The organism is Acinetobacter sp. USHLN143, assembly GCF_037145695.1.
Taxonomy (GTDB): Bacteria; Pseudomonadota; Gammaproteobacteria; order Pseudomonadales; family Moraxellaceae; genus Acinetobacter; species Acinetobacter fasciculus.
Genome location: NZ_JBBCWZ010000078.1, coordinates 1 through 11,745, shown reverse-complemented (window position 1 = coordinate 11,745; position 11,745 = coordinate 1). Strand labels below are relative to the sequence as shown.

Below are 11,745 nucleotides of genomic sequence, written 5' to 3'. Positions count from 1 at the left end.
AAAGTAACGTCATGGCGGCCCCAATCCTGAACCTAAAATCAATGTCTTAGATGCCGTGGAACATCAATTTTAGTATGCTCAAAGAAAGTCTTAGATTTATACGTGACAATAAAAAGCCAGTTGTATGAACTGGCTTTTTCTATTTGGGATTTACTTACCCATTGCGATTTTTTTACCGTGCCTCTCATAAATTAACAGTCAAAGCTGAAGAAGTGTTCTGGGAAACAAGAAACAAAGGCTTTTTGAATATCGCTGTACTCACACTCAGGATGCTTCTCTAAATAACGTCGAGTCCAAATCAGTGTGGCTTCATAATCGTTAAAGCACTGATCGAGTTGTAAAAAAATCCACAGTTCATGGGCTTTTTGAATGAAAAAGTCATTGATGATCATGAGAGCAATTTTCTTTTCAGTGTTTGAATCCGGGTATGAGTACATATTACATTTCTCCGATAGTAAGGATAAATAGGTTAGTTGATAAGCTATTTATAACACATAAAAAATGTGTTTGTCACATTTTTTATGTGTTTTTTTAAGTTTTATGGTCTGTGTTATACTTCTAATTCAAACAGATTGTATTTATCACGATGCCATACGAAGAATTTCAAAGACTTATGGGGAAAGCTGGTCTTTCAATTAAGGAATTTGCAACCTTATTGGACATGAACCCAAACTCCATAACTAACTATAAAAAGATCGGAAAAGTACCTACTCATATCGCTGTTCTGGTTTACTTACTTTCTAGCATGAAAGATGAGGGTGTAGACTTTTACCCTATTTTTGAAAAAATTAAGTCGTATTCAAAAGACTAAAACTCTCGTTTGTTGATTGTTGTAAGCTGTTAGTGATGACGTAAAAAATGCCTGAAGTTCAGGCATTTTTTTGTTTCAGGGACTTATAAGCCTCGATAGAACTTTTCAATAAAGTATCGAGTTTTGAGAACCAGGGTGATCATCAAACTCTTATGTTCTGAGATCTTAGGTCGAGCGATCGATAAACCGGACATTTCTATTTGGGGGTTACAACTGAATTTCGCATAAGAGTTTTTATGTTAAATGTTCTTTAGATTGGAGCCGTTTATGATGTTCAATAAAAGATGTCTATAAAATCGGTGGCTATTCAGATATAGCTACTAGCATGCACTTCTAATAAGCTATTTTCAGTTATTCTAGGAATTGCGATGAACACTCATATTGCCACTACGACAAATACAATTATGTTTCCGAAGGCCTATACTCTTTGTCTATCAAGAAAAAATGTACAGCTTTTTGCAGGAGTGTTGGTATGCGATCAGTGCCAGGAAAACATCAGGCTCACGAATCCAAGTATTTTTCCGGCCAATGATGAAACTGAACAAAAAGCTCAGGACTGATTTTGACTGTATAATTTTTAGTTTGCATTTAGTGATGCCAAATAACGATAATTTATGAATAAAGTCAAAGTGCACGGTCAATTACAGAAATAAGTAAATCTTGAATAGACGGATACGCCTATAGGTTGTTTACTTCTGCCTCTTATTAGTTGTTAAGGCTTTTGAAACTTCTTAAGAGGAAATTAATATGAAATTTCTGATAGCGTTGCTCTTTCCTTGGTTGCCTTTCTTTATAATAGGTCGACCTTTTGCAGCAATGATATGTTTGTTTCTTCAAGTTACCCTTTTAGGCTGGCTCCCAGCTGCGATCTGGGCTGTGCATGCTTTATTGCAAGATCATGCAGACCAAGAAGCGAAAGCAGCTTTATATCACTAAGTTTAATTTAACTCTCTCCTAAGCATTCTTGAAATTGCTACTGTCAAAGCTCATTGAATAATGAGCTTTGCTTATTTGGTATAAGAAATTTTATGTTAAACAAAGACAATTATTATTTCTTCAAAAGTTAAAAAACCGCCTAACAGGCGGTTTTTCTTATTAAATATGACTATTCGGCCATATTGAAAGCGGTAAAATTTGGCGGTTTATATATGATTTGCGTATGGGAAAAAATCATCATTCCCAAAATTAAAAACATCAATATTGTTATTACAGAACTATATAATCGCATTCATTACTTATCAATCTTACTAGACCAACATCTTAACGTTATATTGTTACATTTATAATAAAAATATGATTTTATTTTATTTTTTTTGATTAATTTTGTTTTTTATAAATTTAATGAATATGTATATGAGAAAACTTGATTTTTATTATTTTTAGTGTATAGTTGACTTAACTAGAAAAAAGTCTTGTTCCGGTAAATCTTCTTTAAGTATCGCAGTTTTAGTCATAATCCTTCGTTTTTTCAGATTTTAAGTCGCTTCTTCATTATTTTCAAAGTTATACCCAGTCAATAAAATGACTTAAAATTATTAAAAATTAGTAGGATATATTATGTCAAACTCAAATGTTGTTAAAGGTACTGTAAAGTGGTTCAACGAAACTAAAGGTTTTGGTTTCATTCAACAAGAATCAGGTCCAGACGTTTTTGCTCATTTTAGCGAAATCGCAAGTTCAGGTTTCAAAACCTTAATGGAAGGCCAAATGGTTGAATTCAGCGTAGCCCAAGGTCAAAAAGGACCGAATGCTGTAAATATTATTGCTATCTAAGCAGTAATAAGCAGTAATAAAAAGCACTCATGAGTGCTTTTTTTATAATTTAAAATTAAATTTTAAAGTTATTTCCAAAATTGGAAAATTTTCAGAAAAACAGGATTCAAGTTGTTAAAAATAAATTATTTAATTGCAAAAGCTAAAAATGGTACTGAAATTATTGTTTCATTAACTCCTCTTAATAAAATGCAAAGTACACGTCAGGGGTTAAAAACAATTGAAGTGGGTAAAAGAGTTCTTCTCTCATCTGGGATGGAGGTCGATTTAAATTTAGATGGCCGTACATTTTATACTTCTTTAAATCAGCTATTTAAATTAAGTCATAAAGTTGCTTAGAGCCAACATCAACAAGCATTAAAAATTTGGGTAGATTTCTACCACTATAATTTTATTAAGGGAATATATATGATTAAACAGAATCTCAGCGTAAAAGACCAGTTTGGGGTTAAACACGCTATTCAAGCAACAGTAGATCATCAGTTTGCCGATACGCAATCTCACTCGAATATAAAACATATCACTGTTGATGGAGAAGATATTCGACCTAGTTTCGAAATGTTTTTCCAAAGTACTTTAAGTGGAAAAATTTTTAAAATTTTATAAATACTATTGTTAAAACTAATACGATATTGATTGTGCGAAACGAGAGCTCAAAGCTCTCGTTTTTTTATGTAAAAACTGCTAAAATCCTTATACGCCATTGACGTACTTTAATCTATGCTATTCATTGAAACCAGTATTTTTACCAAGCAAATCAAAGAGCTTGTAAGTGATGAAGAGTATCGTCAGCTCCAGCAAGATCTCTTGGTGCAGCCTGATAAAGGTGACTTAATCAAGAATGGCGGTGGCATTCGTAAAGTACGCTGTGCTCAAGGTAATAGAGGAAAAAGTGGCGGTATCCGTGTGATCTACTATTGGGTCACAGAAGATGATCAGATCTTTTTCCTGGTGGCTTATCCAAAGTCTGTGAAAGATAATCTGACAGACAAAGAAACCTTGATCCTGCGTCAATTAGTGAAGGAGCAATTTCATGGATAACAACTTATTTGATGACCTAGTTGCTTCGATTAAAGAAGCTGGTGCTATCAAACGCAATGAGATGAAAGCAAGCCGAGTGACTGAGCTTGAATTACCAGATATTAAAGAAGTACGTGAGAAAACAGGCTTAACCCAGGCAGAATTCGCTGCACGTTTGCAGATCAGCGCGAGAACGCTCCAAAATTGGGAACAAGGCCGTCGCTATCCGACTGGTCCTGCAGCGACTTTAATTCGTATTCTTGATGCTCACCCGACTCTAATTTAAAAAATTTAGAAAATAAAAAACCCCGGCATCCTGCCGGGGTTTTTCGTATTGGTTCGCTCGGTATAACTCCTGTCGTACCTTACAGTCCTTGTGCTTATCTCTTGTTATTCTTGTATGGAACTTCCTGTTCCCGATGAGTTCATCATAGGAAAATTCCACTGTCCCAGGTAGCCGCAAAGGGCCGAGATTTATGTACGCCAGAGCGTACAAAATAGCCTAAATTTTATCCACAGCAATTGGGGATAGTTTCGCAACCTGGATCCGTATGAAATGGGCACTGATTGCCAAATTGATCGTTTTTTAACCGAATTTACTGGCAAAATGTTACAGATTTGCTTAAAAACTCACCAACTTATTACAAAAGCCAATTTTTGTGTATTTTGTGATCAGGGTGTAATTTTCAAGTTATTGATATTTATATTAATATACAATTGTATTGCGTATAACCGCCATTATGTTAAATTGAAGAAGAGGAAAGACTAAAAAGTCTAAATTAATACATATTTGACTTTTTAAAAAATAATTATTTGACTTTAATTTTAGTCGTGATATTCTTATTTATATATTAAATAGGAGATGGTTCATGAAATTAACTAATCACTCTGTTCAAAGAATGAAACAACGCAATATTAATCAAGAAATGATAATGCTAGCCAATATTTTTGGGGAACCAAGTAATAAAGGCGAAAAAATTATCTTAAAAAGAAAAGATATTCATAGAATTATGAAGGTATTAGAAGTTTTAGAAAGACGTGGTGGGATTACTATAGTTGATGATCAAGATACTTTAATAACTACTTACTTTAATGATTCATTTAATCGAAAATTAAAGTCAAATAGTGACTTTAATTTTATTTAAATAGATAAAGGAAGAAGATATGCCACTTAAGATAAACACTGAAGCATTTGCAAAGGTGCCTGAAAATTTAGTTGATCCAGCTAAGCCTAATATTAAGAAGTACAACATTCGTGTGCATAAGACGGATCTAGCGGTTTTAGATGCTTTGGCTACACGAGATGGGATTTCAAGATCTCAATTACTTAATCAGCTTGTAGAAGCAATTCTACTGAATAGTTTATTTAGCTTAGATACACGTGCTGGATATTATGTTGCAAACTCTGCTAATAAACTAGCGAATATTCCACCAAAAGAAGGGTGGGTATTGGATTTAGCAAATAGACATTTCTCAGCAGTTTATGAATTGAAATCACGTTGTGATTATGAAGATACCTGTTCAGAAGAACCTACTGATCGAGATCAGATTCATGAAAAATTATCTCAAGCAGTTAAAGATGGAAAATTAGGAAAAGTTTAATGGCTACATTAAGAGAAAAATTGAAAGATACTTTGGCTGAAAGTAACACAACAATTTATGAAACGGTATCTCTCCGGGTTCCTAGTAAAATTGCTGGGATGATAGATATTATGTCTGTCATTATGAAGACCCCTGTTGCATCACTTTTAACTGACGATATTACTGAGGCATTGGTTCACGAGTTACTATCTGATTCTAGAAATATTGAATTAATCAACGAACTATATCTTAAAGATAGCACGCTTCTTTCTGGAGGGTGTTTGCAAGTTCTTGAACAAAATCAAGTTTTAGAAGTAGAGTTAGCCCCAATAGCTTTCTCTAAAAGAAACGTCAATTGATAAAAAGTCAATAATGGTCAGTTTTTTTAATAATTATGTAGCAAGAGTTCTATGTATATAACTAACTTTAATCTAAATCGAATCACCAAAAGAGTCGATATAGATGAGCAGCTTATATCGGATATTTTTAAAAATATTGATATTAATTCATGTTTATCACGTGAAGAAAGAGAAGATCTTCAAAAGGCTGCTACTTTTTTTAAAAAAAGTGTATTAGGTGTAAAAATTGAATTTCATCCTATCGAAGCAATTAAGGATACAGGTACTTGGTTGAATGAACATAATACGGCTGCGTTTCATTTGAATGCAGATTGTCCTAGGTTGAATGCTAAATGGGTAAACTTTTATCTTCCAGAAGAAGTGAGGAATAAAGGTAAGGCTGTAATAGATAGGTTTAGAAAGTTAGTTAAATCTAAGATGACTGAAGATGGAGCTATAGCTGATGAAAGTTTCATTATTTTTCTTAAAGCTGAATTCGGGATAGCAGATCTTAATTTTGGTCGGATAGAAAAAGATAACTCTAGTTCAGTAAACTTCTCTGATGAAATTGAAAAATTATCTTTAGATGAGATTAAGGCACAAATAGATTATTTATTTGAACAGATTTCAAATTTTCCAATGAAGTCTGAGCTACATAAAAAAATTTATGACCTACGTTATTGGGATTCATCTAAATTAAAGCGCATTGAGAAAAATAGACCTTTAGAGGAAAAAAACTTAGCAGAGGAGTTTGCTACTTTAAAAAGTAGGCTTATTGCTGCAACTATGCTTTTCTCAAAGAAAGTGAATAATTTTGATCAAGAAGCTTTAGAAGAGGAAGTTTTGTTAGCATTAAATTTTAAAAAGTGTTCAGAATGCTTTAAGGCTCACTAATTTAAAGTTTATCTAAAATTAACATAATACATGTTATACGTAATGCTTGATATTTCTCTCTAAATATCATTATATTAACGTAAGCCGTTCTGGATATTAGGGCACCAGAGCGGCTTTTTATTGATTATTCATGTTCCACTCCTAATTTTTAATCAATGTTCCACGGTTTTATTCAGTTTTAATAAACATCATCCGGTTTTTTGAGGAGTCATTATTTCATTGCTGGCAATGAAATTGGCTCATCAAAAAATTGGAGTCCTGGTTAACCATACGGAAGGAAAAAACGGCTCAGGAAGCCTCTCTTTTTAGGTTCTGGCTCAACATGTTCTGGAACAGGGATACGTTTGTTCTCTGGAGTAGTCAATCCGTCCTCTTTAACCTGCTTTAACTGAATATTTGTTGCCATATCAGTTGGTTTTGGCGAAATATTACTTTCAATATTCTCTTTATTAGGTTCACTAATAGCTTTAGATGGCTTCATTTCAATTAGTGTAAGAAGCGTATCGATACGAGCATTAGCTTTAGCCTCTCTATCTTCTGCTTTTTCTAATTGTTTCTTTAAAAAGTCGATCTGATTTTTCAACTCTACTACTGTTTTATCAGTGTATTCGGGTGTATCCAGATTCTGTATTAGAGACGTATCAATACGTTTTGACTGTTTTCCAGAAAACGGTTCACCATATACACGCAATAATTCTGAAAAGTCTATAAAGCCATCATGATCACGGCTTAATACCCCATTTTTTATATCTTTATAAAGTGTCGCTCTAGATTTTTTATACAGTGTGGCAGCATCACTAACACTGTATTTTGTACTTGTTTTCATAGTGTATTACTGTGTATTTAAGATACGTATTGAAGAATACAATAAGTGTATTCTTCAATACACTCAAGATTTGAAGCCTAAGTTCCGTAAGTAAGGTAAAAACTGCTTCTGTTGTTTTGGATCTCTAAGTTTTTCCTTGATTTTTGAAGCTAATATTTCATAGCTCTCGCCCTCACGTGCTAGATGAGAAAGTTCATGTAGACGTGATAGTTGATTACCAAACATGTTTATCTGAGCATCTGTTAACTTATAGAACTCTTTCGGTATGTCTGTACTTTCCTGACCAATACTTTTTGTTTTTTCTTTAAAAGAAAAAGTAATGTGAGTAACTTTACGACCTGTTTTTTTCTGCTCATACGTCACACGTAAAGGGCTGTATTCATTTATTTGATCTACAGCAGTATCAATTACCCTTTTTTTAAAATCAGCAAATAACGGATACTTTTTACCTAGTTCCAGCATGGTTCGTAGATTATCAACAGAGATTTCACGCTTACCTATTTGTCTGTATTGCACCAGTAACTCATAGATACGGATACCGTACCCACTGTTGATACCCGCGATATCAGATAGAGCATATTTCGTAAATTCTCTACTTAGGTTAGATATAAAAGGCAAAATTGGTTTTGAAAAGCGAATACCAATGACACTTTGACTATCTAAAAACTGAACCTCTTGTACCCATCTCATTTTGATAGATTTATCGTCTACAGAGAGGTTGATAGACCTTTCATAAAGTCTATTAATCCCTTCTTTTAAATCTCTATAGGCTGTTTTCTCGTGTACTCCTAGGAGCTGTAATTCATTAACACTCACTGGGTATAACTCATCATCTGTGATGGGTTGATTCTTTGGAATACGTGAAATGGCTGCCAAGACAATACGTTGCTCTACGGCACTTAATTGATATGAAGCTTCTATAACTTGATTTGATTTTACAACTTGATTCTTATCCAAAATAAAACCATTTAATTTTTAATATATGACAAATATATACTTGTCATAGTTAGTAGTCAATCCGTCATAGTTAAGTAGTCAATCCGTCATAGTTAGTAGTCAATCCGTCATAGTTAGTAGTCAATCCGTCATATTTAAATACTGAAACCATTGCTACTAAAGGCATACAGAGGGCTGAAAAGATTTAAAAGATTTAAAAATAATTAAAAAAGGGAATTTGAAAAATTGCCCTTGGTTTTCGCTTCGCTCAAACTCTATTGAATCTCGCTTTCGCTCGATTCGTCGGGGCAATTTTTGGTTCATATTTTCGTGAATTTGAGAAAAAGCAAAAGCAAGATCAAAAGCAGCTCGGAATTCGCTTCGCTCATGAGCTTTTTTTCTCGCTACGCTCGATTTAAGAATCAAACTTGGAAAGTTCGCACCCATGCGGGATGCTCTGTAGGGTAGGTGATTAATGGATAGGGAGCTTGTAATCAGGGAAAGGGAAGGGCAAATTTTCTCAGTTCGCTCGTAGACACTCGCTCTGTTTAACGACTCATGCCACGAGATTTCATTTTTGGCACATGTTGCTGTGCTTTGAGCTGTTGTTCTTGTCTGAGTTTCATCTGTTGTTCTGCTTTGATCTCATCCACACATTTTTTAATGACTTGGTAGGATGGGTATAGAGTCTGGTATTGCTTGGCTTTGGCTGGATGTTGTTGTTGGTACTGCTTCCAGGCATGTTCTTTAAACTTTTCATTTTCCAATAAATCCTTCACACCATGTTTTTTCTGGTGTTCATGCTGACCTTTCAGCTTTTTGTGTTCCTGGTAAATCTCGTCACGTTGGGTTTCCCAAGCTTTTTTTCCAAACAGTAAGGGTTTGTGCTGGGTTAATTCGTTGTGTTGATCGACCAGGCTTTGCAATTTGTCATGACTTTGCTTGAGTCCGCTTTTCACGATCTCCTGGGCAAGCTGCTGATTGAACTCGTTTTGATGTTTGTGGTGCTTGGTCAGGTTTATTTCGGCTTGTTTAAGATTACGCTGCATAAAATCTAGGTCTAGATTCGCGTCTTTTGCGCTGATTTCGCGTTTTAGCACTTTGCCAAGGGTTTCCCTCTGTTTTTCCTCAAACAGGGCTTTTTCGTCAATTGGTGGTGTTTTAGCGCTATTTTTGATTTGGATCTGCTGTTCTGTTTTCAGTGTGCTGAGTTTTATCTCATTTTCAGCAATCAGCAGATCCATATTTTTGCCGTATTGCAGCTGAGCCTGATTTCTCTGTTTGATTTCATCATTGCTGCGGCTGATTTCGGTTTCAATCCCTTTTCGGCGTAGTTCGGTGACTTTCGGTCCTTCGTGCAGGGTCGCTTCCAGGCCATTCTCCTGGTCTTTGTAGCTGCGGTGGTCGACTCGGGCGGTGTATCCGGCTAGATCCAGGTGCATATTGCAGATATCGGCAAAGTGTTCGCGCCAGTGTTCAATTTCTCCACTGTGTTTCTGATCCAGTTCTCGGGTTTTCTCTGTAAAACCTTCAGGCGTGAGTTTGCGTGTGCTCATCAAGATATGGGCGTGATAATTGCGTTCATCGCTACCGGATCCAGTATGCGGTGCATGGATACAGGCATCGACCGCCACCTGATGTCTGTCCACGATACTGGCGCATAGCTCTTCGAGCATGGCCAGGCGCTGTTCCTGGTTCAACTCACTTGGAAAAGCAATTTCAAATTCCCGGGCGACTGTCGAGTTTTTTCGGGTTTCTCGTTGTTCAACTTCGTTCCAGAGTTTTTCCCGGTTTTTTAAATGCTTTGGTGCGCCTTCGGGTAAATAAATTTCTTTATATTCTACGCCAGTTTTTCGGCTGTAGTCATGTTCTCGGCCTTCACGTTCACAATAAATCTTTTCACCGGCCCGATAGGCGATTGCAGCAGTGGCAGAACGCCCTGCTGATCGTGCTACGGTTTTGACTGAAAAGTGGTAAATCGCCATGCCTATTTTTCGCTTTTAAATTTTCACGTAGTGAAATACAACCGTGTCTACGGTTGTCGGGGTATTGGGGTTTCCCCAATCGGACTTGCAAACAAAGTTTGCATAAGTGCGCTCTTCGAGGAAAACATTACTATACATATAGTACCTTGAATGCAGATTCAAGTGCGCTTATGTTAGGGATGATTTCCCAGGATGATGGTATTGGATTAATGAGCGTGACTGAAAATTTAGACAGCAAGATTAAGGCCCAGGAAGAAAAGCTGAAACAGTTAAAAGCTCAAAGACAGGCAGCACTAGCAAGAGAAAAAGCCAAAGAGAAAGAACAGGCTCGAAAGGATGATACAAGACGCAAGATTTTAATTGGATCCTGCATGCTGAAAATCACCGAAGAAGATGAACAGGCTAGAGCTAAATTGATTGCTCAAATGGATCGGTATTTGACGGATGAAAGAGACCGCACATTGTTTAATTTAAATTCTTTAAGTTCTTAGAGTAGTGGAATATTTATTATGAGATTGATATTAGCTTTAATTTTTCCCTGGTTACTTTTTTTTACCATAGGTCGACCATTCGCCGGGATCATTTGTTTGATACTTCAGATTACTGTTTTAGGCTGGATCCCTGCTGCTATTTGGGCTGTATACGCCTTATCGCAATATAAGACAGATCAAAAGATTAAAAGAGCGTTCCGTTGAAAATAGGAGGTTTTAAATTACCGCTAATCCAATCTATACATGAAGTCATCATGTTTTTACTGTTGAAATATTTAACACCTATAAAAACCATAAAGCTAAATAGAAAATAGAAATAGGAAATTAGCTTTGATTTCCCCTGTAGCCTTAAAAATGTCTGTCCTTCAATCTTCTCCACACCTTCGGGTGTGGTTTTTTTTACCTGTATTTTCTATGACGTTTATGGATTCCCTGTCAGGTACTAAATTTTTAATTTCGTATTAACAATATTAAAAAATTTGAAAAGTTATGATATTGCCTAATTAGGAGAAAAACCCTATATTAAATTCAATGAATAAAATTTAACTATAAGATTTTTATACCTAAATAAAATTATTTATGAGAAATAAGAATGGAATATTGGAATATTACTTTACTAATATCAATAATTACATTGGTAGGCTTAGCAGTTATTACTCTATTAGTAGGCTGTAAAATTTGGAAAAACCTTATAGTTACTTTAATAATTTCCACTCTTATAAGTTTTCTTATTTTGTGTGCTTTAAATTTTTTATCAGGATATGGCATTCACGTACCCTGGAATGAAGATAATCATTGGCTGGAAATTTTAAATTTAGAAATGTGTCTAATGAGCTTGGTTATAGGGGGAGTAATTACCTTTATCATCATGTTAGGAACTCTCATTGCTAAAAATAATAGATAATAAAAATAAGGTTTCTTTCTTGAGTACTTTTGTCGATCTAGGCTTTTTAAGTTGTGTAAAGTTGGAGTACACCCTAAAGTAACGTCATGGCGGCCCCAATCCTGAACCTAAAATCAATGTCTTAGATGCCGTGGAACATCAATTTTAGTATGCTCAAAGAAAGTCTTAGATTTATACGTGACAATA

20 protein-coding genes are annotated in these 11,745 nt (G+C 35.1%); 15 read left to right on the top strand and 5 right to left on the bottom strand.

The features are described 5' to 3' along the window. Positions 1-191: 191 nt before the first annotated feature. Positions 192-437 (bottom strand): hypothetical protein, encoded by a 246-nt coding sequence (locus tag WFH18_RS14860; RefSeq protein ID WP_004282220.1) that lies wholly within the window; start codon positions 435-437, stop codon positions 192-194. A gap of 149 nt (positions 438-586) precedes the next feature. On the opposite strand from WFH18_RS14860, the gene WFH18_RS14855 reads away from it, so the two are divergent. The 12 genes from WFH18_RS14855 to WFH18_RS14800 all read left to right on the top strand — a co-directional run bounded on the left by WFH18_RS14855 (position 587) and on the right by WFH18_RS14800 (position 6,417). Continuing rightward, a complete protein-coding gene (locus tag WFH18_RS14855; RefSeq protein ID WP_004676219.1) occupies positions 587-811 on the top strand; it encodes a helix-turn-helix transcriptional regulator in 225 nt (74 codons plus the stop codon). A gap of 368 nt (positions 812-1,179) precedes the next feature. Beyond that, entirely contained in the window at positions 1,180-1,371 is a 192-nt protein-coding gene (locus WFH18_RS14850; protein WP_005254442.1) for a hypothetical protein, read from the top strand. 187 nt (positions 1,372-1,558) lie between these two features. Then, positions 1,559-1,747: a YqaE/Pmp3 family membrane protein gene (locus WFH18_RS14845; RefSeq protein WP_005254444.1), complete on the top strand. Its 189-nt coding sequence runs from the start codon at positions 1,559-1,561 to the stop codon at positions 1,745-1,747. A 621-nt stretch (positions 1,748-2,368) separates the two neighbouring features. After that, positions 2,369-2,584, top strand: a complete 216-nt coding sequence (locus WFH18_RS14840; protein ID WP_004641928.1) for a cold-shock protein — start codon at positions 2,369-2,371, stop codon at positions 2,582-2,584. Between the two features lie 111 nt (positions 2,585-2,695). After that, positions 2,696-2,923 (top strand): hypothetical protein, encoded by a 228-nt coding sequence (locus WFH18_RS14835; RefSeq protein ID WP_004641927.1) that lies wholly within the window; start codon positions 2,696-2,698, stop codon positions 2,921-2,923. Between the two features lie 69 nt (positions 2,924-2,992). Then, entirely contained in the window at positions 2,993-3,190 is a 198-nt protein-coding gene (locus tag WFH18_RS14830; RefSeq protein WP_004641925.1) for a hypothetical protein, read from the top strand. A 114-nt stretch (positions 3,191-3,304) separates the two neighbouring features. After that, positions 3,305-3,625 (top strand): type II toxin-antitoxin system RelE/ParE family toxin, encoded by a 321-nt coding sequence (locus WFH18_RS14825; RefSeq protein ID WP_005254446.1) that lies wholly within the window; start codon positions 3,305-3,307, stop codon positions 3,623-3,625. Continuing rightward, positions 3,618-3,890 (top strand): NadS family protein, encoded by a 273-nt coding sequence (gene nadS, locus WFH18_RS14820; RefSeq protein ID WP_005254448.1) that lies wholly within the window; start codon positions 3,618-3,620, stop codon positions 3,888-3,890. Before WFH18_RS14825 ends, nadS begins: the two co-directional genes overlap by 8 nt. A gap of 583 nt (positions 3,891-4,473) precedes the next feature. After that, entirely contained in the window at positions 4,474-4,749 is a 276-nt protein-coding gene (locus WFH18_RS14815) for a DUF4258 domain-containing protein (RefSeq protein WP_130118206.1), read from the top strand. Positions 4,750-4,768: 19 nt separating this feature from the next. Further along, the gene (locus tag WFH18_RS14810) at positions 4,769-5,206 is read left to right on the top strand and encodes a hypothetical protein (RefSeq protein WP_336755135.1); all 438 of its coding nucleotides are present in this window, start codon (positions 4,769-4,771) and stop codon (positions 5,204-5,206) included. After that, positions 5,206-5,544: a hypothetical protein gene (locus WFH18_RS14805; RefSeq protein ID WP_336755133.1), complete on the top strand. Its 339-nt coding sequence runs from the start codon at positions 5,206-5,208 to the stop codon at positions 5,542-5,544. Before WFH18_RS14810 ends, WFH18_RS14805 begins: the two co-directional genes overlap by 1 nt. A gap of 51 nt (positions 5,545-5,595) precedes the next feature. Further along, a complete protein-coding gene (locus WFH18_RS14800; RefSeq protein ID WP_336755131.1) occupies positions 5,596-6,417 on the top strand; it encodes a hypothetical protein in 822 nt (273 codons plus the stop codon). Between the two features lie 262 nt (positions 6,418-6,679). On the opposite strand, the gene WFH18_RS14795 is transcribed toward WFH18_RS14800, so the two are convergent. The 4 genes from WFH18_RS14795 to mobQ all read right to left on the bottom strand — a co-directional run bounded on the left by WFH18_RS14795 (position 6,680) and on the right by mobQ (position 10,164). Then, positions 6,680-7,243 carry a plasmid replication DNA-binding protein gene (locus WFH18_RS14795; protein WP_336755129.1) on the bottom strand — a complete coding sequence of 188 codons (564 nt, stop codon included), beginning with the start codon at positions 7,241-7,243 and terminating at the stop codon, positions 6,680-6,682. Positions 7,244-7,306: 63 nt separating this feature from the next. Next, the gene (gene repM / locus WFH18_RS14790) at positions 7,307-8,200 is read right to left on the bottom strand and encodes a replication initiation protein RepM (protein WP_336755127.1); all 894 of its coding nucleotides are present in this window, start codon (positions 8,198-8,200) and stop codon (positions 7,307-7,309) included. Between the two features lie 156 nt (positions 8,201-8,356). Then, entirely contained in the window at positions 8,357-8,626 is a 270-nt protein-coding gene (locus WFH18_RS14785; protein ID WP_336755125.1) for a hypothetical protein, read from the bottom strand. Between the two features lie 101 nt (positions 8,627-8,727). Next, the gene (mobQ, locus tag WFH18_RS14780; protein ID WP_336755124.1) at positions 8,728-10,164 is read right to left on the bottom strand and encodes a MobQ family relaxase; all 1,437 of its coding nucleotides are present in this window, start codon (positions 10,162-10,164) and stop codon (positions 8,728-8,730) included. A gap of 209 nt (positions 10,165-10,373) precedes the next feature. Here mobQ and WFH18_RS14775 point away from each other — a divergent pair, with 209 nt between their 5' ends. The 3 genes from WFH18_RS14775 to WFH18_RS14765 all read left to right on the top strand — a co-directional run bounded on the left by WFH18_RS14775 (position 10,374) and on the right by WFH18_RS14765 (position 11,559). Next, a complete protein-coding gene (locus WFH18_RS14775; protein ID WP_336755140.1) occupies positions 10,374-10,655 on the top strand; it encodes a mobilization protein in 282 nt (93 codons plus the stop codon). An 18-nt stretch (positions 10,656-10,673) separates the two neighbouring features. Beyond that, positions 10,674-10,859, top strand: a complete 186-nt coding sequence (locus tag WFH18_RS14770; protein WP_284067932.1) for a YqaE/Pmp3 family membrane protein — start codon at positions 10,674-10,676, stop codon at positions 10,857-10,859. Between the two features lie 388 nt (positions 10,860-11,247). Further along, the gene (locus WFH18_RS14765; RefSeq protein ID WP_336755123.1) at positions 11,248-11,559 is read left to right on the top strand and encodes a hypothetical protein; all 312 of its coding nucleotides are present in this window, start codon (positions 11,248-11,250) and stop codon (positions 11,557-11,559) included. Positions 11,560-11,745 lie beyond the last annotated feature (186 nt).

What these genes read in the sequence shown, in the direction of transcription:
- WFH18_RS14770 (WP_284067932.1), top strand. Translation starts at nt 10,674, where the DNA reads ATGAGATTGATATTAGCTTTAATTTTTCCCTGGTTACTTTTTTTTACC.
- WFH18_RS14775 (WP_336755140.1), top strand. Translation starts at nt 10,374, where the DNA reads ATGAGCGTGACTGAAAATTTAGACAGCAAGATTAAGGCCCAGGAAGAA.
- WFH18_RS14765 (WP_336755123.1), top strand. Translation starts at nt 11,248, where the DNA reads ATGGAATATTGGAATATTACTTTACTAATATCAATAATTACATTGGTA.
- WFH18_RS14810 (WP_336755135.1), top strand. Translation starts at nt 4,769, where the DNA reads ATGCCACTTAAGATAAACACTGAAGCATTTGCAAAGGTGCCTGAAAAT.
- WFH18_RS14845 (WP_005254444.1), top strand. Translation starts at nt 1,559, where the DNA reads ATGAAATTTCTGATAGCGTTGCTCTTTCCTTGGTTGCCTTTCTTTATA.
- WFH18_RS14855 (WP_004676219.1), top strand. Translation starts at nt 587, where the DNA reads ATGCCATACGAAGAATTTCAAAGACTTATGGGGAAAGCTGGTCTTTCA.
- WFH18_RS14860 (WP_004282220.1), bottom strand. Translation starts at nt 437, where the DNA reads ATGTACTCATACCCGGATTCAAACACTGAAAAGAAAATTGCTCTCATG.
- WFH18_RS14830 (WP_004641925.1), top strand. Translation starts at nt 2,993, where the DNA reads ATGATTAAACAGAATCTCAGCGTAAAAGACCAGTTTGGGGTTAAACAC.
- WFH18_RS14840 (WP_004641928.1), top strand. Translation starts at nt 2,369, where the DNA reads ATGTCAAACTCAAATGTTGTTAAAGGTACTGTAAAGTGGTTCAACGAA.
- WFH18_RS14850 (WP_005254442.1), top strand. Translation starts at nt 1,180, where the DNA reads ATGAACACTCATATTGCCACTACGACAAATACAATTATGTTTCCGAAG.
- WFH18_RS14785 (WP_336755125.1), bottom strand. Translation starts at nt 8,626, where the DNA reads ATGGGTGCGAACTTTCCAAGTTTGATTCTTAAATCGAGCGTAGCGAGA.
- nadS (WP_005254448.1), top strand. Translation starts at nt 3,618, where the DNA reads ATGGATAACAACTTATTTGATGACCTAGTTGCTTCGATTAAAGAAGCT.
- WFH18_RS14825 (WP_005254446.1), top strand. Translation starts at nt 3,305, where the DNA reads ATGCTATTCATTGAAACCAGTATTTTTACCAAGCAAATCAAAGAGCTT.
- WFH18_RS14815 (WP_130118206.1), top strand. Translation starts at nt 4,474, where the DNA reads ATGAAATTAACTAATCACTCTGTTCAAAGAATGAAACAACGCAATATT.
- WFH18_RS14805 (WP_336755133.1), top strand. Translation starts at nt 5,206, where the DNA reads ATGGCTACATTAAGAGAAAAATTGAAAGATACTTTGGCTGAAAGTAAC.
- WFH18_RS14795 (WP_336755129.1), bottom strand. Translation starts at nt 7,243, where the DNA reads ATGAAAACAAGTACAAAATACAGTGTTAGTGATGCTGCCACACTGTAT.
- WFH18_RS14800 (WP_336755131.1), top strand. Translation starts at nt 5,596, where the DNA reads ATGTATATAACTAACTTTAATCTAAATCGAATCACCAAAAGAGTCGAT.
- mobQ (WP_336755124.1), bottom strand. Translation starts at nt 10,164, where the DNA reads ATGGCGATTTACCACTTTTCAGTCAAAACCGTAGCACGATCAGCAGGG.